Origin of the sequence: Pseudomonas sp. Irchel s3f10, assembly GCF_900187515.1 — a bacterium.
Taxonomy (GTDB): domain Bacteria; phylum Pseudomonadota; class Gammaproteobacteria; order Pseudomonadales; family Pseudomonadaceae; genus Aquipseudomonas; species Aquipseudomonas tensinigenes.
This window is the reverse complement of record NZ_FYDZ01000003.1, coordinates 35,834-56,346: the sequence shown is the minus strand read 5'-3', so window position 1 is coordinate 56,346 and position 20,513 is coordinate 35,834. Positions and strand designations below refer to the sequence as shown.

At 60.3% G+C, this 20,513-nt stretch carries 21 protein-coding genes; 9 read left to right on the top strand and 12 right to left on the bottom strand.

All coding sequences use genetic code 11. The features are described from left to right. Positions 1-76 precede the first annotated feature (76 nt). Positions 77-1,006 (bottom strand): zinc ABC transporter substrate-binding protein ZnuA, encoded by a 930-nt coding sequence (locus CKW17_RS09405; protein ID WP_095119643.1) that lies wholly within the window; start codon positions 1,004-1,006, stop codon positions 77-79. A 57-nt stretch (positions 1,007-1,063) separates the two neighbouring features. Between CKW17_RS09405 and CKW17_RS09400 the strand changes: the two genes are divergently transcribed. The 4 genes from CKW17_RS09400 to CKW17_RS09385 are packed head-to-tail and all read left to right on the top strand — an operon-like array spanning position 1,064 to position 3,863. After that, positions 1,064-1,546: a Fur family transcriptional regulator gene (locus tag CKW17_RS09400; RefSeq protein WP_007911760.1), complete on the top strand. Its 483-nt coding sequence runs from the start codon at positions 1,064-1,066 to the stop codon at positions 1,544-1,546. After that, positions 1,546-2,331, top strand: a complete 786-nt coding sequence (gene znuC, locus CKW17_RS09395) for a zinc ABC transporter ATP-binding protein ZnuC (RefSeq protein WP_007911759.1) — start codon at positions 1,546-1,548, stop codon at positions 2,329-2,331. Before CKW17_RS09400 ends, znuC begins: the two co-directional genes overlap by 1 nt. Then, a complete protein-coding gene (gene znuB / locus CKW17_RS09390) occupies positions 2,324-3,112 on the top strand; it encodes a zinc ABC transporter permease subunit ZnuB (RefSeq protein WP_007911758.1) in 789 nt (262 codons plus the stop codon). Before znuC ends, znuB begins: the two co-directional genes overlap by 8 nt. 37 nt (positions 3,113-3,149) lie before the next feature. Then, positions 3,150-3,863, top strand: a complete 714-nt coding sequence (locus CKW17_RS09385) for a PA5502 family lipoprotein (RefSeq protein ID WP_095119642.1) — start codon at positions 3,150-3,152, stop codon at positions 3,861-3,863. An 82-nt stretch (positions 3,864-3,945) separates the two neighbouring features. Here the strand turns inward: CKW17_RS09385 and katE are convergent, their stop codons facing one another. After that, the gene (gene katE, locus CKW17_RS09380) at positions 3,946-6,087 is read right to left on the bottom strand and encodes a catalase HPII (RefSeq protein WP_095119898.1); all 2,142 of its coding nucleotides are present in this window, start codon (positions 6,085-6,087) and stop codon (positions 3,946-3,948) included. 260 nt (positions 6,088-6,347) lie between these two features. Here katE and CKW17_RS09375 point away from each other — a divergent pair, with 260 nt between their 5' ends. The 3 genes from CKW17_RS09375 to CKW17_RS09365 all read left to right on the top strand — a co-directional run bounded on the left by CKW17_RS09375 (position 6,348) and on the right by CKW17_RS09365 (position 8,877). Next, positions 6,348-7,355, top strand: a complete 1,008-nt coding sequence (locus tag CKW17_RS09375) for a methionine ABC transporter ATP-binding protein (RefSeq protein WP_095119641.1) — start codon at positions 6,348-6,350, stop codon at positions 7,353-7,355. Continuing rightward, a complete protein-coding gene (locus CKW17_RS09370) occupies positions 7,355-8,029 on the top strand; it encodes a methionine ABC transporter permease (RefSeq protein WP_016986455.1) in 675 nt (224 codons plus the stop codon). The genes CKW17_RS09375 and CKW17_RS09370 overlap by 1 nt, the downstream gene beginning before the upstream one ends. Before the next feature lie 77 nt (positions 8,030-8,106). After that, the gene (locus tag CKW17_RS09365) at positions 8,107-8,877 is read left to right on the top strand and encodes a MetQ/NlpA family ABC transporter substrate-binding protein (protein ID WP_095119640.1); all 771 of its coding nucleotides are present in this window, start codon (positions 8,107-8,109) and stop codon (positions 8,875-8,877) included. Between the two features lie 325 nt (positions 8,878-9,202). On the opposite strand, the gene CKW17_RS09360 is transcribed toward CKW17_RS09365, so the two are convergent. From CKW17_RS09360 to CKW17_RS09340, 5 genes are read right to left on the bottom strand one after another with little or no spacing between them, the layout of a single operon-like run. Then, positions 9,203-9,838 (bottom strand): SCO family protein, encoded by a 636-nt coding sequence (locus tag CKW17_RS09360; RefSeq protein WP_008081211.1) that lies wholly within the window; start codon positions 9,836-9,838, stop codon positions 9,203-9,205. Beyond that, positions 9,835-10,734 carry a heme o synthase gene (gene cyoE / locus CKW17_RS09355; RefSeq protein ID WP_077575206.1) on the bottom strand — a complete coding sequence of 300 codons (900 nt, stop codon included), beginning with the start codon at positions 10,732-10,734 and terminating at the stop codon, positions 9,835-9,837. Before cyoE ends, CKW17_RS09360 begins: the two co-directional genes overlap by 4 nt. Beyond that, the gene (locus CKW17_RS09350) at positions 10,722-11,801 is read right to left on the bottom strand and encodes a heme A synthase (RefSeq protein WP_095119639.1); all 1,080 of its coding nucleotides are present in this window, start codon (positions 11,799-11,801) and stop codon (positions 10,722-10,724) included. Before CKW17_RS09350 ends, cyoE begins: the two co-directional genes overlap by 13 nt. 10 nt (positions 11,802-11,811) lie before the next feature. Next, positions 11,812-12,405, bottom strand: a complete 594-nt coding sequence (locus CKW17_RS09345) for a hypothetical protein (protein ID WP_095119897.1) — start codon at positions 12,403-12,405, stop codon at positions 11,812-11,814. After that, on the bottom strand, positions 12,371-13,111 hold the full coding sequence (locus CKW17_RS09340; RefSeq protein ID WP_095119638.1) for an SURF1 family protein: 741 nt from the start codon (positions 13,109-13,111) through the stop codon (positions 12,371-12,373). The genes CKW17_RS09345 and CKW17_RS09340 overlap by 35 nt, the downstream gene beginning before the upstream one ends. Positions 13,112-13,182: 71 nt before the next feature. Between CKW17_RS09340 and CKW17_RS09335 the strand changes: the two genes are divergently transcribed. Further along, positions 13,183-13,386 carry a twin transmembrane helix small protein gene (locus tag CKW17_RS09335; RefSeq protein WP_034152251.1) on the top strand — a complete coding sequence of 68 codons (204 nt, stop codon included), beginning with the start codon at positions 13,183-13,185 and terminating at the stop codon, positions 13,384-13,386. A gap of 55 nt (positions 13,387-13,441) precedes the next feature. On the opposite strand, the gene CKW17_RS09330 is transcribed toward CKW17_RS09335, so the two are convergent. The 4 genes from CKW17_RS09330 to coxB form a co-directional block, all read right to left on the bottom strand. Beyond that, the gene (locus CKW17_RS09330) at positions 13,442-14,329 is read right to left on the bottom strand and encodes a cytochrome c oxidase subunit 3 (RefSeq protein WP_095119637.1); all 888 of its coding nucleotides are present in this window, start codon (positions 14,327-14,329) and stop codon (positions 13,442-13,444) included. 25 nt (positions 14,330-14,354) lie between these two features. Next, positions 14,355-14,906 (bottom strand): cytochrome c oxidase assembly protein, encoded by a 552-nt coding sequence (locus CKW17_RS09325; protein ID WP_095119636.1) that lies wholly within the window; start codon positions 14,904-14,906, stop codon positions 14,355-14,357. Positions 14,907-15,023: 117 nt separating this feature from the next. Further along, positions 15,024-16,610, bottom strand: coding sequence for a cytochrome c oxidase subunit I (ctaD, locus tag CKW17_RS09320; protein ID WP_095119635.1), 1,587 nt, complete (start codon positions 16,608-16,610; stop codon positions 15,024-15,026). A gap of 82 nt (positions 16,611-16,692) precedes the next feature. Continuing rightward, positions 16,693-17,820 carry a cytochrome c oxidase subunit II gene (gene coxB / locus CKW17_RS09315; RefSeq protein WP_095119634.1) on the bottom strand — a complete coding sequence of 376 codons (1,128 nt, stop codon included), beginning with the start codon at positions 17,818-17,820 and terminating at the stop codon, positions 16,693-16,695. A 369-nt stretch (positions 17,821-18,189) separates the two neighbouring features. Between coxB and CKW17_RS09310 the strand changes: the two genes are divergently transcribed. Further along, the gene (locus CKW17_RS09310; protein ID WP_095119633.1) at positions 18,190-18,840 is read left to right on the top strand and encodes a hypothetical protein; all 651 of its coding nucleotides are present in this window, start codon (positions 18,190-18,192) and stop codon (positions 18,838-18,840) included. 129 nt (positions 18,841-18,969) lie between these two features. Here the strand turns inward: CKW17_RS09310 and CKW17_RS09305 are convergent, their stop codons facing one another. Next, positions 18,970-20,496: a SulP family inorganic anion transporter gene (locus tag CKW17_RS09305; protein ID WP_016983437.1), complete on the bottom strand. Its 1,527-nt coding sequence runs from the start codon at positions 20,494-20,496 to the stop codon at positions 18,970-18,972. Positions 20,497-20,513: the final 17 nt, after the last annotated feature.

Here is a 20,513-nt window from a genome sequence, read left to right as displayed (position 1 = left end):
GCCTTCGGCAGCTCCTACATGGGATTGATGTACACCCTGTAGGAGCTGCCGAAGGCTGCGATCTTTTTCTATGGGGTTACAGAGATTCCAGGCATCCCGCCAGATCGTTACCTAACTTTTCCAGCACCTGCTCATAACCCTGAGCCGTCGCCGGGGTGTACCCGCCCAATGCATCCAGCTCAGCCAGTTTCACCGGCAGCCCGGCCACCAGCGTCTCCGCCAGACGCGGCCGCAATGGCGGTTCACTGAACACACAAGTCTTGCCCACTTCCTGCAATCGCTTGCGCATCGCCGCGACATGCTGCGCACCCGGTTGCACTTCGGCGGCCACGCTGAACACCCCGGCATGCTTCAGGCCGTAAGCCTCTTCAAAGTAATCAAACGCCTCGTGAAAGACGAAATACGGCTTGCCTTCAACACTGGCCAGACGCTTCTTCAAACGCTGATCCAGCGCATCCAGACGCTCATCAAACGCCTTGGCGTTGCTCTGATAGCGCTCGGCATTGGCCGGATCTGCGGCGCTCAAGTCTGCGGCCATTTTGTCGGCGATTACCCGCGCATTGACCGGCGATAGCCACAAATGCGCATCCAGCGAGCCCGGACGGTGATCGTGATCATGCTCGTCAGCCTCTTCGGCGTGGGAATGGCTGTCTTCAGCAAAACGCCGCAGTTTCATCCCCGGCAGATCCTGCACGGCGACGCTTGGCAGCGTACGACCGCTGAGCACGCGCGGCAGGAAACCTTCCATGTCCGGGCCGATCCAGTAGAGCAGATCCACCGATTGCACCTTCCGTACGTCGGATGGGCGCAGGGCGTAATTGTGTGGCGACGCGCCCGGCGGCAGCAGCACTTCGGGAATCGCCACGCCGTCCTGCACGGCCGCTGCAATCAGCTGCAACGGTTTGATGCTGGTGAGGACTTTGACCTCGGCCTGAGCCGAACCGATCAGCAGAAAACTGGCGACAAAAGCCACAAAAACAGAAAAAAGTCGGGACACGATGACCACTCAAGGAGGCGAGAACGGGTAACATAATAACGTCTCTATCAAAACTCGTCGCCGCCCATGCCTATTACACCGATCGCCAGCCGTCCCCACGACCACTCACATTGCGTGCACAGCGCTTTGTCCGAGGCCGATACCTTGTGCGCCCAGAAAGGCTTGCGCCTGACCGCGTTGCGCCGCCGGGTGCTGGAACTGGTGTGGCAGAGCCACAAGCCGCTGGGCGCCTACGACATTCTCGCTGTACTCAGCGAGCAGGACGGCCGCCGCGCCGCGCCGCCGACCGTGTACCGTGCGCTGGATTTCCTTCTGGAAAACGGCCTGGTGCACCGCATCTCCTCGCTCAACGCCTTCGTTGGCTGCGTGCACCCGGAACACGCGCATCAGGGCCAGTTCCTGATTTGCCGCGATTGCCACGCTGCCATCGAACTTGAGCAAAAAGTGATCAGCGACGCGATCATCAACAGCGCCAAAGATGTCGGTTTCATCGTCGAAGCGCAGACCGTCGAAGTCGTCGGCCTGTGCTCCGGTTGCCAGGGGGCTTGATGAGCAACGCGCTGATCCGTCTGGAACAGGTCGCCGTCACGTTTGCCGGGCAGGCTGTGCTGGACAACATCGAGCTGAGCGTCGAGCCGGGGCAGATCGTCACCCTGATCGGCCCCAACGGCGCCGGCAAGACTACGCTGGTGCGCGCCGTGCTCGGACTGTTGAAACCGGACAGCGGCAGCGTCTGGCGCAAGCCGAAACTGCGAGTCGGCTACATGCCGCAAAAACTCCATGTCGATCCGACCCTGCCACTTTCGGTGCTGCGCTTTCTGCGCCTGGTGCCGGGCGTTGATCGTCCCCGTGCGCTGGCCGCGTTGAAGGAAGTCGGTGCCGAACACGTCATCGACAGCCCGGTGCAAAGCGTTTCCGGCGGCGAAATGCAGCGTGTGTTGCTGGCTCGGGCGTTGCTGCGCGAACCTGAACTGTTGGTGCTGGATGAGCCAGTGCAAGGCGTCGACGTCGCCGGCCAGGCCGAGTTGTACAGCCTGATCACCCGTCTGCGCGATCGCCATGGTTGCGGCGTGTTGATGGTGTCCCACGATTTGCATCTGGTGATGAGCACTACCGACCAGGTGGTCTGCCTCAACCGTCACGTCTGCTGCTCCGGGCATCCCGAGCAGGTCAGCGGCGATCCGGCGTTTGTCGAGCTGTTCGGCAAGAACGCGCAAAGCCTAGCGGTCTATCACCACCATCACGACCACGCTCACGACCTGCACGGTTCGGTGGTCAAAGGGCCGGTTATTGGCCAACCTCACGTTCACGGAGACAACTGCAAGCATGGCTGATTTTCTGTTGTATGCCCTGCTTGCAGGTCTGGCGTTGGCGATCGTTGCAGGTCCGCTGGGTTCGTTCGTGGTCTGGCGGCGCATGGCCTATTTCGGCGATACCCTGTCCCACGCCGCGCTGCTTGGTGTGGCGCTGGGCTTTTTGCTGGATGTCAGTCCGACGGTCGCGGTGACCGTAGGCTGTCTGTTGCTGGCGGTGCTGCTGGTCACGTTGCAACAGCGTCAACCGCTGGCGTCTGACACGCTTTTGGGAATTCTCGCACCGAGCACGCTCTCTCTCGGCTTGGTGGTACTAAGCTTCATGCATGAAGTGCGGATCGACCTGATGGCCTATCTGTTCGGCGACCTGCTGGCGATCAGCCCGACTGATCTGGCGTGGATCCTCGGCGGCAGCGCGGCGGTGCTAGTGTTGCTGGTAACGCTGTGGCGGCCATTGCTGGCGATCACTGTGCACGAAGAGTTGGCCAAGGTCGAAGGCCTGCCGGTCGCAGGTCTGCGCATGGCGCTGATGCTGTTGATCGCGGTGGTGATCGCGGTGGCGATGAAAATCGTCGGTGTGTTGCTGATTACCTCGCTGTTGATCATCCCGGCGGCTGCGGCACAGCGTCACGCCCGTTCGCCGGAGCAGATGGCGCTGGGCGCGAGCCTGCTGGGCATGCTCGCGGTGTGTGGCGGGCTGGCCTTGTCGTGGTTCAAGGACACCCCGGCCGGGCCGTCAATCGTTGTGACGGCGGCCGCACTGTTTCTGCTGAGTTTTGTTCTGCCCCGTCGCGGGGTGTAGACTTGGCCGCTTTTTGCGCAAATAGAGAGTCGCAGGAATGAAGCCGTTCGCCTCCCGTTATCTGCTCCTTGTCGCATTTTCAGTGCTGCTGGGCGCCTGCCAAAGTACCCCGCCGGTGGCTGAAGTCCCCGATGCGCGGGCTACGGCCATCGCACAGCTGGAGCAAAGCCTGGCCAGCAGCGAACTGGCCACTGCCGAAGATCAGTTGGCCGCTTTGCAGAAAGAAACTCCCAATGATCAATCCCTTGAGCAATACCAGCGGCAATTGGCCGAAGCGTATCTGCGTCGCAGCCAGATCGTGTTGCAGAAGGGTGATGTGAATGCCGCCGCTACGGCGCTGAGCCGTGCCCGCGTGCTGATGCCGAAAGCGCCGGCGCTGACCGGGGGCGTCAACGGTGCGATTACTGAAGCGCGGAAGGCTGAGCTGGAGAAGGCTGAAGCAGCGCTGCTGGCTGCTGAGGCCAAGCCGAAAGCCAAGGTGATCGATCCGACCGCCGAGAGCACCACGGTTGCGCTGAACATCACCGATAGCCACAAACTTCGCCGCCAACTGGATGCGATCGCCGCCGATGTGGTGAATTATGAGTGTGGGGTGACGATTCAGGCACCGCGGACGAATGATTATCCTTGGTTGTCGACGTTGCTGACCAAGCGGGTCAAGAAGCTCAACCCGGATTTTGATCTGAAAATCGAGAAGCAGATCGTGCGCACGGTGCCGGCGCAGATGGTTTTGAGTCCGCGTAAACCGTAAAAAGATCGCAGCCTGCGGCAGCTCCTACATGGGATTGAGGTACACCCTGTAGGAGCTGCCGAAGGCTGCGATCTTTTGCTTTTTAAGCTGGAATCGCTTTAGCCTTAGGCTCACGAGCCCAAACCCGATGCTGCCCAATCGCAGCAAAGAACGGCTTGGTCAGCGCCGGTACATCCTTGCCTTGCAACAACCCGGCATCCGCTTCCAGTTTCAGCAGATCCTGCAATTGCTTGGCATCACCCTGCAACGCAATCGCCTTCAAATGCTTGTAAGCCTCCAGCACGTAGTGCAACGCCACGCCGTCACCGCTCAACGCTTTGACCGACGCCGCGCCGCCCGGCACAAACACCGCATCGAAAATCACCGACGGCATGCCTTCCATGGACGCATCCACAGGCAACATTTTGCCGTCTGCGGTTTTCACCGGCGCCGAAGTCGGGCCGAGCAATTTCGCGTGCGCACCTTCCGCCGCCAATGCCTTCTTCATCGCATCAATCGCCGCACCATCGACGCCGTTAGCAGCAAGAATCGCCACTTTGCGGGTTTTAATGTTCTCTGGCAGCAGATTCGCTTGGCTCAGCGCTGGCGAGTGATCGAACGACACCTTGCGCGCATCCACCGTGCCTTTGGTAGGCGCAGGCAGACCCAGGTTGGCCGCGACACGTTTGGCCAGTTCCAGATCAATGTTGGCCAGAATCTCGTTCACCTCGCGCGCGCGGATGAACTCGCGTTCAACCTTGCCCAGCTCGAAGCTATAGGCCGCGATGATGTGCTCCTTCTCGTGGTCGCTCATGCTGTTGAAGAACAACGTTGCCTGAGAGAAGTGATCGCTGAACGACTCGCTGCGCTGGCGGATCTTGTTCGCGTCGATGCGCTCTGGATAACTTTCAAAACCACCGTCCTGCGCGGCAGGCGGGGTTTCTTTCGGCCAGCCGCCATCAATCGAGTTCGGCTCGTAGGAAGCACGGCCCTTGTCGATCACCGTGCGGTGTTGCGCATCGCGCTGACCATTGTGGAACGGCGCCACCGGGCGGTTGATCGGCAGCTCATGAAAATTCGGCCCGCCGAGTCGGCTGATCTGCGTATCGGTGTAGGAAAACAGCCGGCCTTGCAGCAGCGGGTCATTGGAGAAGTCGATGCCCGGCACGATGTGGCCAGGGCAGAAGGCAACCTGCTCGGTCTCGGCAAAGAAGTTGTCCGGGTTACGGTTCAAGGTCATTTTGCCCAGCGGCGTGATCGGCACGATTTCTTCGGGGATCAGCTTGGTCGGGTCGAGGATGTCGAAATCGAAGTCGTGCTCGTTTTCCTCCTCGATGATCTGCACGCCGAGTTCCCATTCCGGGTAATCGCCCATCTCGATCGCTTCCCAGAGGTCGCGACGGTGGTAGTCGGTGTCTTTACCGGCGAGCTTCTGCGCCTCGTCCCAGACCAGCGAGCAAGTACCCGCAGTAGGGCGCCAGTGGAATTTGACGAAGCGCGATTTGCCTTCGGCGTTGATCAACCGGAAGGTGTGCACACCGAAGCCCTGCATGCTGCGCAGACTTTTCGGGATCGCGCGGTCGGACATCGCCCAGATGACCATATGCGCCGATTCCGGCACCAGCGAGACGAAGTCCCAGAACGTATCGTGGGCCGAGCCGCCGGTAGGGATTTCATTGTGCGGCTCGGGTTTCACCGCGTGGACGAAGTCGGGAAACTTGATCGCGTCCTGAATGAAAAACACTGGCATGTTGTTGCCGACCAGGTCGAAGTTGCCTTCATCAGTGAAGAACTTCACCGCGAAACCGCGCACGTCACGCACGGTGTCGCCGGAACCACGTGGGCCCTGCACCGTGGAAAAGCGCACGAATACCGGGGTCTTTTTCCCCGGATCCTGTAGGAAACCGGCCTTGGTCAGCTCCGAATGGTTCTCGTACGCCTGAAAGAAGCCATGCGCGCCGGTGCCGCGCGCGTGAACGATGCGTTCCGGGATCCGCTCATGGTCAAAATGCGTGATCTTTTCCCGCATGATGAAGTCTTCAAGCAGCGACGGCCCGCGCGGCCCGGCCTTGAGGGTGTTCTGGTTGTCGGCGATCTTCACACCCTGGTTGGTGCGCAGGGCCTGGCCGGTGGCGTCGGAGCGAAACTTTTCCAGGCTGTCGAGTTTGGCGTTGGTGTTGGCGCGATCCGGGGTATCGGTACCGGCCATCTGGCTTTTATCGGTCGTAGGCTTCTTGCTCATCAGTCGTAAACTCCTCGGTTGACCCCGATGCTCGCCGGGGACTCTTGAGTGGTTCCCGGGCACGGCACCCAGGGTTTTCAAGTCGCTTACTTAGTGACTGATGGGCTGCTTTGGACGTTCCTTTTTTATGACCTTTGATCTTGTTATTGCCAAATCGAAGGTTAATTGCGAAATAAATGCTAAGAACCTCTATACGGACAGGCTAAAATGCGCGCCCGGCTAACCGCTGATCCTTTTCTAACGCGCCCCACAAGGTTCGCTACGTGATCGAGTTTCAAAACGTCCACAAGACTTACCGCGTCGCCGGTAAGGACATTCCCGCGCTGCATCCGACCAGTCTCGCCATCGAGAACGGGCAGGTGTTCGGCCTCATCGGCCATTCCGGCGCGGGCAAAAGTACCCTGCTGCGTCTGATCAATCGCCTGGAAGACTCCAGCGGCGGCAAGATCATCGTCGACGGCGAAGAAGTCACCGCGCTGGACGCCAACGGCCTGCGCCGTTTCCGTCAGCAAGTCGGGATGATCTTCCAGCACTTCAACCTGCTCGCCTCCAAGACCGTGGCCGACAACGTTGCGTTGCCGCTTACCTTGGCCGGCGAACTGTCGGGCAGCGAGATCGACAAGCGTGTCGCCGAGTTGCTGGCGCGGGTCGGTCTGTCTGACCACGCCAAGAAGTATCCGGCGCAATTGTCCGGCGGCCAGAAGCAGCGCGTCGGCATTGCCCGCGCCCTGGCGACCAAGCCGAAGATTCTGCTGTGCGACGAGGCCACCAGTGCCCTCGACCCGCAGACCACGGCCTCGGTCCTGCAACTGCTGGCCGAGATCAACCGCGAGCTGAAACTGACCATCGTCCTGATCACCCACGAGATGGATGTGATCCGTCGCGTCTGCGATCAAGTGGCGGTGATGGATGCCGGCGTGATCGTCGAGCAAGGTTCGGTGGCCGATGTGTTCCTGCATCCGAAGCACCCGACCACCAAGCGTTTCGTCCAGGAAAGCGAGCAGATCGACGAAAGCGAGCAGCGTGATGACTTTGCTCACGTGCCGGGGCGCATCGTGCGTCTGACTTTCCAGGGCGAAGCGACCTACGCGCCGCTGCTCGGTACCGTCGCCCGGGAAACCGGGGTCGACTACAGCATCCTCGCCGGTCGTATCGACCGCATCAAAGACATTCCGTACGGGCAATTGACCCTCGCCGTCACCGGTGGCGACATGGAAGCGGCGTTCGCCCGCTTCACCGCCGCTGACGTTCACATGGAGGTATTGCGCTAATGGAAGACCTGATCAGTTTCTTCACCAATATCGACTGGTACGAAATCTGGCTGGCCACCGGCGACACCATGCTGATGCTCGGTGGTTCGCTGCTGTTCACCGTGTTGCTCGGCTTGCCGCTGGGCGTGTTGCTGTTCCTCTGCAGCCCGCGTCAGTTGCTGGAAAACCGTGGCCTCTACGCGTTCATGTCGCTGGCGGTGAACATCCTGCGTTCGCTGCCGTTCATTATTCTGTTGATCGTGATGATCCCGTTCACCGTGCTGATCACCGGCACCTCGCTGGGCGTGGCCGGTGCGATCCCGCCGTTGGTAGTCGGTGCCACACCGTTCTTCGCGCGTCTGGTGGAAACCGCGCTGCGTGAAGTCGATCGCGGCATCATCGAAGCGACCCAGTCGATGGGCGCGACCACGCGGCAGATCATCATGAACGCCCTGCTGCCGGAAGCCCGTCCGGGCATCTTCGCAGCGATTACGGTGACGGCGATTACACTGGTGTCCTACACGGCAATGGCCGGTGTGGTCGGTGCCGGTGGTCTGGGTGACCTGGCCATCCGTTTCGGTTACCAGCGTTTCCAGACTGACGTGATGATCGTCACCGTAGTGTTGCTGTTGATTCTGGTGCAGGTGTTGCAAATGGTAGGCGATCGACTGGTTGTGCATTTCTCGCGCAAATAAACTGGTCTGGTCATTAAGAGATGAGCCGGCCATTCGCTGGCAGGCGCCAGACGGGCGCCTCATAAGGAGTTAGCTGAATGAAAAAACTGATCGCTGCTTTTGCTGCCGTTGCAGCATTCTCGGCCCACGCCGAAACCCTGACCGTTGCCGCCACTCCGGTGCCGCACGCGGAAATCCTCGAGTTCGTGAAGCCGGCACTGGCCAAAGAAGGCGTGGATCTGAAGGTCAAGGTCTTCACCGACTACATTCAGCCGAACGTACAGGTCGCCGAAAAGCGTCTGGACGCCAACTTCTTCCAGCACCAGCCGTACCTCGATGAGTTCAACAAGGCCAAGGGCACCAGTCTGGTTGCCGTGACCGGTGTGCACTTGGAGCCACTGGGCGCTTACTCGAGCAAGCTCAAGGATCTGAAGGATCTGCCAAGCGGCGCCAACGTGGTGATCCCGAACGACGCCACCAACGGCGGCCGTGCGCTGTTGCTGCTGGCCAAGGCTGGCGTGATCACGCTGAAGGATCCGACCAACATCCTGTCGACCGTCAAAGACATCGCGACCAACCCGAAAGACCTGAAAATCCGTGAACTGGAAGCCGCGACCATCCCGCGCGTGCTGACCCAGGTCGATCTGGCGCTGATCAACACCAACTACGCGCTGGAAGCCAAGCTCGATCCGTCCAAGGATGCGCTGGTGATTGAAGGTAATGACTCGCCGTACGTGAACATCCTTGTGTCCCGCCCGGACAACAAGGACAGCGACGCGATGAAGAAACTCGCTGCTGCGCTGCACAGCCCGGAAGTGAAGAAATTCATTACCGAGAAGTACAAAGGCGCGGTATTACCGGCGTTCTGATTTGGGTTGCTGCAATGAAAAAGGGGACGCTATGAGCGTCCCCTTTTTTGTGTCTGGTGTTTGGCTTTGAACCTGCTGTGAAGCTTCCCCTCACCCCAGCCCTCTCCCGGAGGGAGAGGGGGCCGACCGAGGTGTCTTGCGTCATGCATCGACCTGAAAGATCCAGTCGATTATGGATTCGGCACTGCACATCGGCCTGAACGATCTTGGCGATTATGGATTCAGCACAGCGCTTACAGGTCGGCGTATTTCGTCAGCATCCCCCAATCAGTCCCCTCTCCCTCTGGGAGAGGGCTAGGGTGAGGGGCTTTTCGCTCTTCAGCTTTTATTTGCGGTTAAGCATGACCGGCAGCTGCGCAACCAGTTTGGCATTATTCAACGGCGCCCGAATAAACCCCCGCTGCGTCCCGTCCGGGCCGATCACCGCGAGATTACCGCTGTGATCCACCGTGTAATTCGGCTTACTGGTATCCGCCGGAATAAACGGAATACTCACCGCGTTCGCCACCTTCTGCAGCTCTTCAATCGAAGTCGGCGTCAGGCCAATGAACTGCGGATCAAAGTAGCCCAGATACTGCTTCAACTGCTTCGGGTTATCGCGGTTCGGGTCAACGCTGACGAGGACGATCTGCAACTTGTCCACAGCGTCTTTGGGCAATTCACTCTTGATCTGCCGCAACTGCGCCAATGTGGTCGGGCAGATGTCCGGGCAGAAGGTGTAGCCGAAGAACAGCAGGCTCCACTTACCTTTCAGCTCATTGATCGCGACCGGTTTGCCGTCCTGATCGGTCATCGTCACGTCCGGCAGGTTGCGGCTCTGCGGCAGCAGGATAATGCCGGCGTCGATCAGCGCGGTCGGGTCGCCCTGGCCCTTGCCGCTCAGCACTTTGTTGACGGTCAGGCCGAGGATCAGCGCGATCACGGCGACGAGGATGAAGACGGTTTTCTGGGTTCGAGTCATAGGTTCAACAGTAAGTAATGGTCTACGAGCAGGGCGATGAACAGCAGAAACAAGTACCAAATAGAGTACTTGAAGGTGTTGATCGCCGCGTGCGGCCGAGTGCCACGGTACAGCACCACGGCCCATTGCAGAAACCTTGCGCCCAGGGCGAGGGCGCAAATCAGGTAGAGCATGCCGCTCATGTGAATCACGTACGGCAGCAGACTCACCGCCAGCAGCGCAAACGTGTACAGCAGAATGTGCACCTTGGTGTAGTGCTCGCCGTGGGTGACCGGCAGCATCGGGATATCAGCCTTGGCGTATTCCTCTTTGCGATGAATCGCCAGCGCCCAGAAGTGCGGCGGCGTCCAGGCGAAGATGATCAGCACCAATAACAATGGTTCGGCGCTGACATGGCCGGTGGCGGCGGTCCAGCCGAGCAGCGGCGGTGCGGCGCCGGCGAGGCCACCGATGACAATGTTCTGCGGCGTCGCGCGTTTGAGGAAACCGGTGTAGATCACCGCATAACCGAGCAGCGAAGCCAGAGTCAGCCACGCCGTTAGCGGATTGGTGAAGGTCAGCAACAAGGCCTGACCGAGCAGCGCCAGCACCAGTGCAAACGTCAGTGCCGCCGCCGGCGAAACCCGGCCCTCGGCCAATGGCCGTTTGTGCGTGCGCGCCATCACCGCATCGATGCGCCGATCGACCACATGATTGACCGCCGCCGCGCCGCCGGCACACAACGCAATCCCCAGATTGCCGAACACCAGCACCGTCCACGGCACCCCGGCGCGAGTCGCGAGGAACATGCCGACCAGCGAGGTGATCAGCATCAGCACCACGACTTTCGGTTTGGTCAGTTCCAGATAATCACGCCAGATCGCCTGATGCGGACGTTCGCCAATCAGAATCGCCACGGCGTTTCTCCTTTAATAGTGATGGGCGCGGCCGCGTGTTTGCGCGGGCTCAGACGCCAGCGTGCGAGCACCGGTTGTTTGACCCGAACGAGACTGGTGCGCGCGTGGTAATTGACCAGCACCATGGTCAGCAACAGCGCCGCACCGCCAGCGTTATGCGCGACCGCCACTGGCAGCGGCAGATGGAACAACACGTTGCTGATGCCGAGGGTGATTTGTGCGGTGAGTGCGATCAGTACCAGACCGGCCAGCCGCGTCATGCCGACCACTTTCAATTGCCAGGCGAGACCGAGCAGCACCAGCGTCACCAGCAACGCGCCGATCCGGTGGGTCAGGTGAATCGCCGTGCGCGCATCGCTGTCGAGTTGTCCGCCCAAGTAATTCGGGCCGATGTGTTGAGTCAGGTGAAAACCATTGGCGAAATCCGCTGGCGGCAACCATTGCCCGTGGCAGGTCGGAAAATCGATGCACGCCACCGCCGCGTAGTTGGAGCTGACCCAGCCACCCAGCGCGATCTGGCCGATCACTAGCAACAATCCCGCCGTCGCCCAATACTGCAAACGCTTGGGCACGGACAGCGCCGGCAGCACGCCGGACAATCGCAACGTCAGCAAAAACAACAGACTCAACGTCGCAAACCCGCCGAGCAAATGCCCGGTGACCACCTGCGGCCAGAGTTTCAGCGTCACCGTCCACATGCCGAACGCCGCTTGCGCGAACACCACCGCCAGCAGAAACAGCGGCAGCTTCAACGGCTGCCCCGGATGACGCCGATTGACCCACGCGCGCCCGGCCAGAATCGAAATGAGCAGGCCAAGGGTGCCAGCGAAATAGCGGTGAATCATCTCGTTCCAGCCCTTGTGCGCCTCCACCGGCGAGTCGGGGTAATGCAGTTCGGCATGGGCCAGTTGCGCTTCGCTTTTCGGCACGCTGATAAAGCCGTAGCAGCCCGGCCAGTCCGGACAGCCGAGGCCGGCGTGGGTCAGGCGCGTATAGGCGCCGAGCAGCACCACAATCAGTGCCAGCAGGGTGGCAAACAGCGCGAGGCGAAATCCAGGTTTGGCCATGACGATGCCCTTATCCGATGTTCGACAGTTTCAGCAGGTGCCGCAGGTCGTTGAGCAGATCCTTGCCTTTCACATTCGGCTCGTAACGCAGCACGAGGTTGCCGTGCGGATCGATGATCCACAGCTGCGGCGTGGCTTTGTCGCCAGTGGTTTTGCTGAACACACCAGCGTCCAGCGGATAGCGTTGCAATTGTGGATATTCACGGGTCAGCTTGGCTTCGTAATCGGCGCTCACCGGTTGCGCCACGGCGAGGGCATGGCTGGCGCGGCCAGCCTCGCGACCGAGGCCGATCTGGATCTGCCGCGCCAGATACACCAGTTGCTGGCAATCCACCGCGCAATCCTTCGGCGCGGTGACCAGCATCTGCCAGCGTTGTTCATCGGCTTGCACGCCGAGGTCGGCGCGGGTCTGGCCGTTGCCGATCAGTTCGCCGTGATAGCTGCGACCCTCCGGCACCCAGAACTGCAATTTGTACATGCCGGTGGCGAGCAGCATCGGGCCGACCACGCCGAGCACAATCAGCAATAACTGAATGCGCCCGCGACGGCGGCTGGCGGCAGGTTTCGCCTCAGACATGCTGGGTGGATTCATGGCCGTTCCCATGGTGTTTCTCCTTTGCGTTGTGCAAGCCCAAATAGACGTAGAGGCCGAGCAGGGCGGTGGCCATGGCGAACCACTGCACGGCGTAACCGAGGTGTTTTTCCGGGCCCATGGTGACCACCGGCCAATCGGCCTCGTAGCTGGCCGGGCCGGGTTCGACGCGTAATTCGTAGGCGAAGCCGTCGCGCTCGAGGGTTTGCCACAGCTTGGTGGGCTCGACGGCAGTGATGGTTTGCGGCCAGGTGTTGCTGACCGGATCGGCGTGCAACTGGAAAGTGGCGCCGGGGGCGACGTAGACCCAGGCGTCGATATTCAGCGCATCGGCAGGTGTGGAAAATTGTGGCGGCACGCGGCGATCCGGCCACGGCAACCAGCCGCGATTGACCAGCAGCCACAAACCGCTGCGTTGGTCCTGAAACGGTTGCAGCAGCTCGACGCCGACCTTGCCGTTTCGCTGACGGTTATCCAGCAGCAAGCTGTGCGCGGCATCGAACTGGCCGTGCAGATGCACACGGCGATAGGCCGGATCGGCGCTGCTCAGTAACTCGCTGCTGGCCATCGGTTCGGCGGCGCGGCGTTCGGCGTAACTGGCGAGCAGGGCGGTTTTCTCGGCGCCACGGCTCAATTGCCAGAAACCCAACGACACCAGCAGCGGCAGCAACAAGGCAACCACCACGGTCGGAATCACGCCCGGACGAAAGCGCTTCATGGCCGCGCCACAAAGTCAGTCGTTGCGATCGCTATACTCAACTGCATCGCCTGTCCCCCGGAGTTCTTCCCATGCTCAAAACAGCGATCGTCCTGATGCTGATTGCCACGGTGATCAGCCTGTTCAGCGGCCTGTTTTTCCTGGTCAAGGACGACAGCAGCTCCAATCGTCTGGTCATCGCCTTGAGTGTTCGGGTGGCATTGGCCGCAGTCACCGTCGGCTTGATCGCCTGGGGCTTTTACAGCGGCCAACTGGTGTCCCACGTGACGTGGTAGCTACGAGCTTTTAGCCTCTAGCTGCAAGCTTGAAACTTGCGGCTTGCAGCTGTTGTTAGAGCACATAAACGAAGATAAACAGGCCGATCCACACCACGTCGACGAAGTGCCAATACCAGCTCGCCGCTTCGAAACCGAACTGGTGCTCGTTGTCGAAATGGCCCTTCATGATGCGCATCAGCATCACAAACAGAATGATCGTGCCGATGGTCACGTGGGCGCCGTGGAATCCGGTGAGCATGAAGAACGTCGCGCCATAAATGCCCGAACCGAGGGTCAGGCCCAGCTCGTGATAGGCGTGAATGTATTCCTCAGCCTGGAAACCGAGAAACGCGCAGCCCAGCAACACGGTGATCGCCAGCCAGATTTTCAGCGCGCCGCGATGGCCCTTCTTCAAGGCATGGTGGGCAATGGTGATGGTCACGCTGGAGCTGACCAGCAGGATCGTGTTGATCAGCGGCAGGCCCCACGGGCTGATGATGTCTTTCGGTGGCGGGAACAGTTTCGGATCAGGCGTGTGCAGCAGCGGCCAGGTGAACTGGAAATTCGGCCAGAGCATGTGGGCGATGCCTTTGGTACCTTCACCGCCGAGCGCCGGCCCAGAGATGTGTCGCACGTAAAACAGCGCACCGAAGAAGGCGATGAAGAACATCACCTCGGAGAAGATGAACCAACTCATGCCCCAGCGGAACGAGCGATCCAGCTGCGCGCTGTAGAGTCCCGCGCGGCTTTCCTTGATCACCGTGCCGAACCAGCCGAACAGCATGTACGCCACCAGCAGGCCGCCGATGAAAAAGATCAGCGGACCGTGGGATTCCGGGCGCGCGGCCTTCAGATCGTTGAACCAGGTGGCCAGGCCGTACACGGTGACGAGCATCCCGACCGTGGCAATGATCGGCCATTTGCTCTGGGCCGGAACGAAATAGTGCTCATGAGTTGCCATTTATTGTTCTCCTTATCGGGCACGCTCAACCGCCAGTGTTTGCAGCCACCGGCGGATGTCGGGCGGTGATATCGAACAGCGTGTAGGACAGCGTCAGGTGCTTCACATCCTTGGGCATGTCGCGGTCAACAATGAAGCGCACCGGCATCTCGATCTGCTGACCGGGCTGCAGCACCTGCTGGGTAAAACAAAAGCATTCGGTCTTGTGGAAATACGCCGCCGCGTTGCTCGGCGCGATACTCGGCACGGCTTGCGCACTCATCGGCTTGTCGGTGGGGTTGCGCGCGATGAAAATCATCTCGTTGACCGCGCCGGGGTTGGCGGTGAGTTCGTCGTGCTTGGGATAGAAATCCCATGGCATATCGGCGTTGTTGGTCGACAGAAACTGCACGCGCACCTCGCGCGAAGTGTCGACCACCTGTTCACCCTCGTACTGCCCGGCAGTCTTGCCGTTGATGCCGAAGGCCTTGCACATCACGTCGTAGATCGGCACCAGGGCAAAACCGAAGACGAACATCGCCACCACCACCCCGAGCAGGCGGGTGACGAGTTTTTTCATCGAGATCGAGTCAGCCATGATTTCATGCCTCCCCACTAAACCCTGTAGGAGTGAGCCTGCTCGCGATGGGTCCACCGCGGTGTGCCTGACACACCGCCATCGCGAGCAGGCTCACTCCTACAAAAGCCAAGCGTTTCATTTCACTTCCGGCGGTGTGGTGAAGGTGTGATACGGCGCCGGTGACGGCACGCTCCACTCCAGACCTTCCGCGCCATCCCAAGGCTTGGCCGGTGCAGGCTCGCCACCCCGAATGGTCTTGATCACGATGAACAGGAAGAAGATCTGCGTGGCACCGAACATGAACGCGCCAATCGACGAGACCATGTTGAAGTCGGCGAACTGCAGGTTGTAGTCCGGGATCCGTCGCGGCATCCCCGCCAGTCCCACGAAGTGCATCGGGAAGAAGGTCAGGTTCATGCCGACGAACGACAGCCAGAAATGCAGCTTGCCGAGGGTTTCGTCGTACATGTGCCCGGTCCATTTCGGCAACCAGTAATAGGCCGAGGCGAAGATCCCGAAGATCGCCCCCGGCACCAGCACATAGTGGAAGTGCGCGACCACAAAGTAGGTGTCCTGATACTGGAAGTCCGCCGGGGCGATGGCCAGCATCAGCCCGGAGAAACCGCCGATGGAAAACAGGATCACGAATGCCACCGCGAACAGCATCGGCGTCTCGAAGGTCATCGAGCCTTGCCACATGGTGCTGGCCCAGTTGAACACCTTCACTCCGGTCGGCACCGCGATGAGCATGGTCGCGTACATGAAGAACAGCTCGCCCACCAACGGAATGCCGACCACGAACATGTGGTGCGCCCAGACGATGAACGACAGGAACGCGATGCTCGCCGTGGCGTAGACCATCGAGGTGTAGCCGAACAGCGGTTTGCGCGCGAAGGTCGGGATGATCTGGCTGACCGCGCCGAACGCCGGCAGGATCATGATGTACACCTCAGGGTGGCCGAAGAACCAGAACACATGCTGGAACAGCACCGGGTCACCGCCACCGGCAGCGCTGAAGAAACTGGTGCCGAAGTGGATGTCCATCAGCATCATCGTCACGCACCCGGCCAATACCGGCATCACCGCGATCAGCAGGAATGCGGTGATCAGCCAGGTCCAGACGAACAGCGGCATTTTCATCAGGGTCATGCCGGGGGCGCGCAGGTTGAGAATGGTCGCGATCACGTTGATCGCGCCCATGATCGAACTGATCCCCATCAGGTGGATGGCAAAGATGAAGAAGGTCACGCTTTCCGGCGCGTAAGTGGTCGACAGTGGTGCGTAAAAGGTCCAGCCGAAGTTCGGCCCGCCACCGGGGCTGAACAGGGTCGAGACCAGCAGCAGAAACGCCGCCGGCAGCAGCCAGAAGCTGAAGTTGTTCATCCGTGGCAGGGCCATGTCTGGCGCGCCGACCATCAGCGGGATCATCCAGTTGGCGAGGCCGACGAACGCCGGCATCACCGCGCCGAAGACCATCACCAGACCGTGCATGGTGGTCATCTGGTTGAAGAAGGCCGGCTCGACGATCTGCAAACCGGGCTGGAACAGCTCGGCACGGATCACCATGGCAAACGAGCCGCCAAGCAGGAACATCAGGAACGCAAACCACAGGTACAGCGTGCCGATGTCCTTGTGGTTGGTGGTCAGTACCCAGCGCATCAGGCCTTTGGCGGGGCCGTGGGCGTGGTCGGCATGACCGTGGTCATCGATGACAGCGCTCATGGCCGGTCTCCTTTACGTGAGTGGGCGGGGCGGGCCGGGGCGTGGTGCCCCGGCCGGTTCACGAGGTACGCGATAGACCGGCTCATTTGCTTTCCGCCTGTTTCAGCTCCAGCACTTCTTTTGGCGTGACCATGTCGCCCTTGTTGTTGCCCCAGGCGTTACGTTCGTAGGTCACGACCGCTGCGATATCGACTTCCGACAGCTGTTTGCCGAACGCCGCCATGGCGGTGCCGGGTTTGCCGTGGAAGACAATGCTCAAGTGATCCTTGATCGGGCCGGTGGCAATTTTCGAGCCCTTGAGCGCCGGGAACATCGGCGGCAGGCCCTGGCCTTCGGCCTGGTGACAGGCAACGCAGGTGGTGTGATACACCTTGTCGCCGCGCTCCTTGAGTTCGTCGAGGGTCCAATCCTTGCTGGTCAGCTCTTTAAGCTGCGCGGCCTCGGCCTTGCGCTCGGCGAGCCACTTGTCGTAATCGGCCTTGTCCTTGACCTCGACCACGATCGGCATAAAGCCGTGATCCTTGCCGCACAGTTCGGCGCACTGGCCACGGTAGAGGCCGGGCTTGTCGACACGTGTCCAGGCTTCATTGACGAACCCCGGAATAGCATCGCGTTTCACCGCGAAGGCCGGCACCCACCAAGAGTGGATCACGTCGGCGGAGGTCACGAGGAAGCGCACCTTGGCCCCGGTCGGCAGCACCAATGGCTTGTCGACCTCAAGCAAGTAGTGCTCGCCCTTGGCTTCCTTGTTGTGGATCTGTTCGGCGGGGGTGGCCAGGTTGCTGAAGAACTCGACGTCCTGGCCCAGGTATTTGTAGTGCCACTTCCACTGATAACCGGTGACCTGGATATCGATGTCCGGCTCACTGGTGTCGTACATCTTGATCAGGGTGGCAGTCGCCGGTACGGCCATGGCCACCAGAATCAGCAGCGGCACGACGGTCCACATGATTTCGACGCCGGTGCTTTCGTGGAATTTTGCGGCGACCTGCCCGGTAGAACGGCGGTGCACCATCATCGACCAGAACATGGCGCCGAAGACGATGATCCCGATCACCACACAGATCCAGAAAATGGTCATGTGCAGGTCGAATACTGCGTGACTGATTTCAGTCGCTCCAGGCGCCATATTCACAGTCCAGGCGGCGTTGGCCTGGCTGAAAATCGACCACAACAGGAGGCCCATCCAGACGTGTGGATGTCGCATCATTGCGGGTTCCCCTTATCGTTCTTGTTATCCCGCCGGCTTTCGCCTGCGGCAAGGGAGCGGCTGCATCAGACTACGAACTTGAATCGCCGGGCCTTGCTGCGGGTGCAGTCGGGCGTCATCAGCTAACTCCATTCACTGGCGAGTATAGACAGCGACTGAGAATTGCAATGTGAGGACGTAAATCAACTGAAACAGCCGGGACTTGCGTTCAAGGGCACGAATGGAGAAGGATGCAGACGAGTGGTGGCAAACCGATATAACGCAGGTGCATCAAGGATGAAATAATTATGACAAATGCGTCTTAGCATTTTTCGTAAGCCAGCTAAGTTATGTCTTCCCTATTTCATTGCCTTGTTTCCTGGAGTTTTCATGAACACCGCCGCATTGCGCGAGCAGATCCAAAAAGCCCAACAACACGAAAAAGAAACCGGCCTGCTGACCCGTCAGCTGGAAAGCAAGCTGCCTCATTTACACCCGGCGATCCAATTGCCGGAAGCCGACGCCAATGGTGTGCTGACGCGTTTTGTCGCCGCCTATATCGATGAAGTGCCAGACCTGCTGGATGCAGCCAATGAAGTTGCCAGGGAAGCGGGAATCGAATCGCAGATCAAACCGGTGCTGAAAATCGCTGAGCAGTATTTCCTCCAGCCGCCAGCCATCATGGCCGGGCACGTTGGCCTGGACAGCTTGCTCGACGAAGCCTATCTGGCGCACCGTTTTGTCGAAGAGGTCAACGACCTGTACATCAAGCATTTCGGCCAGCCACTGATCCCCTTGGACATGACGGTCGCCAACTTGATTGCTCACCAATTGATCGGTGAGGAATTTGCCAACCAACTGGACGAAGCGGTGCATCACGCCATCGACGAGATGCTCAACGACGAGAGTTTTGCCCTGGAATCGGTAGAGGTCTACCGCGAAAAACTCAGCAGCCCGGACACCGGCGCCGCGTGGAAACGCTGGCCGTGCATGGGCCGCCGACTGGGTGTGGGCCTGGAGCTGGATCAGCCTGCTGCCTGAGTTCACACGATCCAATGTAGGAGTGAGCCTGCTCGCGATGGCGATAGATCAATCAACATCTCTGTTGACTGACCCACCGCCATCGCGAGCAGGCTCACTCCTACAGGGTTTATGTTCAGGCGGGAAAATTTAGCCGGCCGCACCGATACCTGTTGTTGTGCGAATCCGCCCCTCAAGCCTGCGCTTCAACCCGCGCGACTCAATCAACAGCTTCGAGCCCTTCGCCGCATTCGCCCGGCCCCACTCTTCCAGCAACTCCAGACACGAATGGTCGATGTAGCTCAGGTTATTGAGCGGCACATGCACCGTCGTCCCCTGCGGAATACTGCCCAGCACTTGCGTCAGCGCCGGCACCTTGAGAAATGTCGCCGCGCCGACCAGACGCAACTCCATCTCACCGTCCTGCGGCAGATCGATCAGGCTGATCTTCAACCGCGAAGCCTTGAACGCCAGTTTCAACATCGTCAGACCGAAACCGATCAACACGCCCGTCAGCAGGTCGGTGAAGATGATCGCCAGCGCCGTCGCGGCATAGGTGAACATCGGCATGCGCCCATAACGTCCCAGGCCTCGAAACGCTTTGAGATCGACCAGTTTGAACCCGGTGTAAACCAGCACACCGGCCAGACTCGCCACCGGAATGCTTTGCAGCACACTCGACAGCAGCAACACGAACGCCAGCAGCCACAGGCCATGGAAGATCGTCGAATAACGCGTGGTCGCGCCGGCCTGGACGTTGGCCGAACTGCGCACGATCACCCCGGTCATCGGCAGCGCGCCGAGCAGACCGCAGAGCATGTTGCCGACACCTTGCGCCGACAGTTCGCGGTCGAAATCCGAACGCACGCCGCTGTGCATGCGATCCACCGCTGCGGCAGACAACAACGTTTCCGCGCTGGCGATAAACGCCACCGCAAACGCAGCAATCAGCAGAGTCGGATCGGCAAGGCTAAGCAGGTCCGCAGGTTTCAGCCAATCGATGGCCTCCGCCAGATTCGCCGGTACTTCAACGCGTTTCACCTGCAACGCCAGCAGCAGACTTGCCCCGGTCGCGAGACCGACACCGAGCAATGCGCCCGGAACGAAGCGCAACGAATGCGGGCGAAATTTCTCCCAGAGCCACATCACTGCAATCGTCGACAGCCCGAGCAACCCGGCCTGCCAGCCGAACGACGGCAAGGCCTGCGCCACCGCCGCCGGGAACGCCGTAAGGTTATCCAGGCCAGAAGGCTTCGGTGACGCATCGAGCATCACATGCACCTGCGACAGCACAATCAACACGCCAATCCCCGCCAGCATGCCGTAGACCACCGCTGGCGCCGTGACCCGAAACCAGCAACCGAGCTTCAAGCGCCCGGCGACCAGTTGCAGGAAACCGGCGAGCAGCAGAATCGGCCCGAGCATCTCGATGCCGTGCTGGCGCACCAGTTCAAAGACCAACACCGCCAGACCCGCCGCCGGCCCGCTGACCTGCAACGGCGAACCCGCCAGCCAACCGACCACCAGACCGCCGATGATCCCGGTGATCAAACCCTTGGCCGGTGGCAACCCTGACGCAATCGCGATACCCATGCACAGCGGCAACGCGACCAGAAACACAACCACTGAAGCGAGCAACTCCCGTGGCAACACCGCTTTCAATTGAGCCGCACGCATGGCGATTCTCCCGAAGT

Bases quoted from the DNA above. Each gene is read 5' to 3' on its own strand.
- CKW17_RS09400 (WP_007911760.1), top strand. From the start codon at position 1,064: ATGCCTATTACACCGATCGCCAGCCGTCCCCACGACCACTCACATTGC.
- znuC (WP_007911759.1), top strand. From the start codon at position 1,546: ATGAGCAACGCGCTGATCCGTCTGGAACAGGTCGCCGTCACGTTTGCC.
- znuB (WP_007911758.1), top strand. From the start codon at position 2,324: ATGGCTGATTTTCTGTTGTATGCCCTGCTTGCAGGTCTGGCGTTGGCG.
- CKW17_RS09385 (WP_095119642.1), top strand. From the start codon at position 3,150: ATGAAGCCGTTCGCCTCCCGTTATCTGCTCCTTGTCGCATTTTCAGTG.
- CKW17_RS09370 (WP_016986455.1), top strand. From the start codon at position 7,355: ATGGAAGACCTGATCAGTTTCTTCACCAATATCGACTGGTACGAAATC.
- CKW17_RS09365 (WP_095119640.1), top strand. From the start codon at position 8,107: ATGAAAAAACTGATCGCTGCTTTTGCTGCCGTTGCAGCATTCTCGGCC.
- CKW17_RS09360 (WP_008081211.1), bottom strand. From the start codon at position 9,838: ATGACTCGAACCCAGAAAACCGTCTTCATCCTCGTCGCCGTGATCGCG.
- CKW17_RS09350 (WP_095119639.1), bottom strand. From the start codon at position 11,801: ATGGCCAAACCTGGATTTCGCCTCGCGCTGTTTGCCACCCTGCTGGCA.
- CKW17_RS09345 (WP_095119897.1), bottom strand. From the start codon at position 12,405: ATGGGAACGGCCATGAATCCACCCAGCATGTCTGAGGCGAAACCTGCC.
- CKW17_RS09340 (WP_095119638.1), bottom strand. From the start codon at position 13,111: ATGAAGCGCTTTCGTCCGGGCGTGATTCCGACCGTGGTGGTTGCCTTG.
- CKW17_RS09335 (WP_034152251.1), top strand. From the start codon at position 13,183: ATGCTCAAAACAGCGATCGTCCTGATGCTGATTGCCACGGTGATCAGC.
- CKW17_RS09330 (WP_095119637.1), bottom strand. From the start codon at position 14,329: ATGGCAACTCATGAGCACTATTTCGTTCCGGCCCAGAGCAAATGGCCG.
- CKW17_RS09325 (WP_095119636.1), bottom strand. From the start codon at position 14,906: ATGGCTGACTCGATCTCGATGAAAAAACTCGTCACCCGCCTGCTCGGG.
- ctaD (WP_095119635.1), bottom strand. From the start codon at position 16,610: ATGAGCGCTGTCATCGATGACCACGGTCATGCCGACCACGCCCACGGC.
- coxB (WP_095119634.1), bottom strand. From the start codon at position 17,820: ATGATGCGACATCCACACGTCTGGATGGGCCTCCTGTTGTGGTCGATT.
- CKW17_RS09310 (WP_095119633.1), top strand. From the start codon at position 18,190: ATGAACACCGCCGCATTGCGCGAGCAGATCCAAAAAGCCCAACAACAC.
- CKW17_RS09305 (WP_016983437.1), bottom strand. From the start codon at position 20,496: ATGCGTGCGGCTCAATTGAAAGCGGTGTTGCCACGGGAGTTGCTCGCT.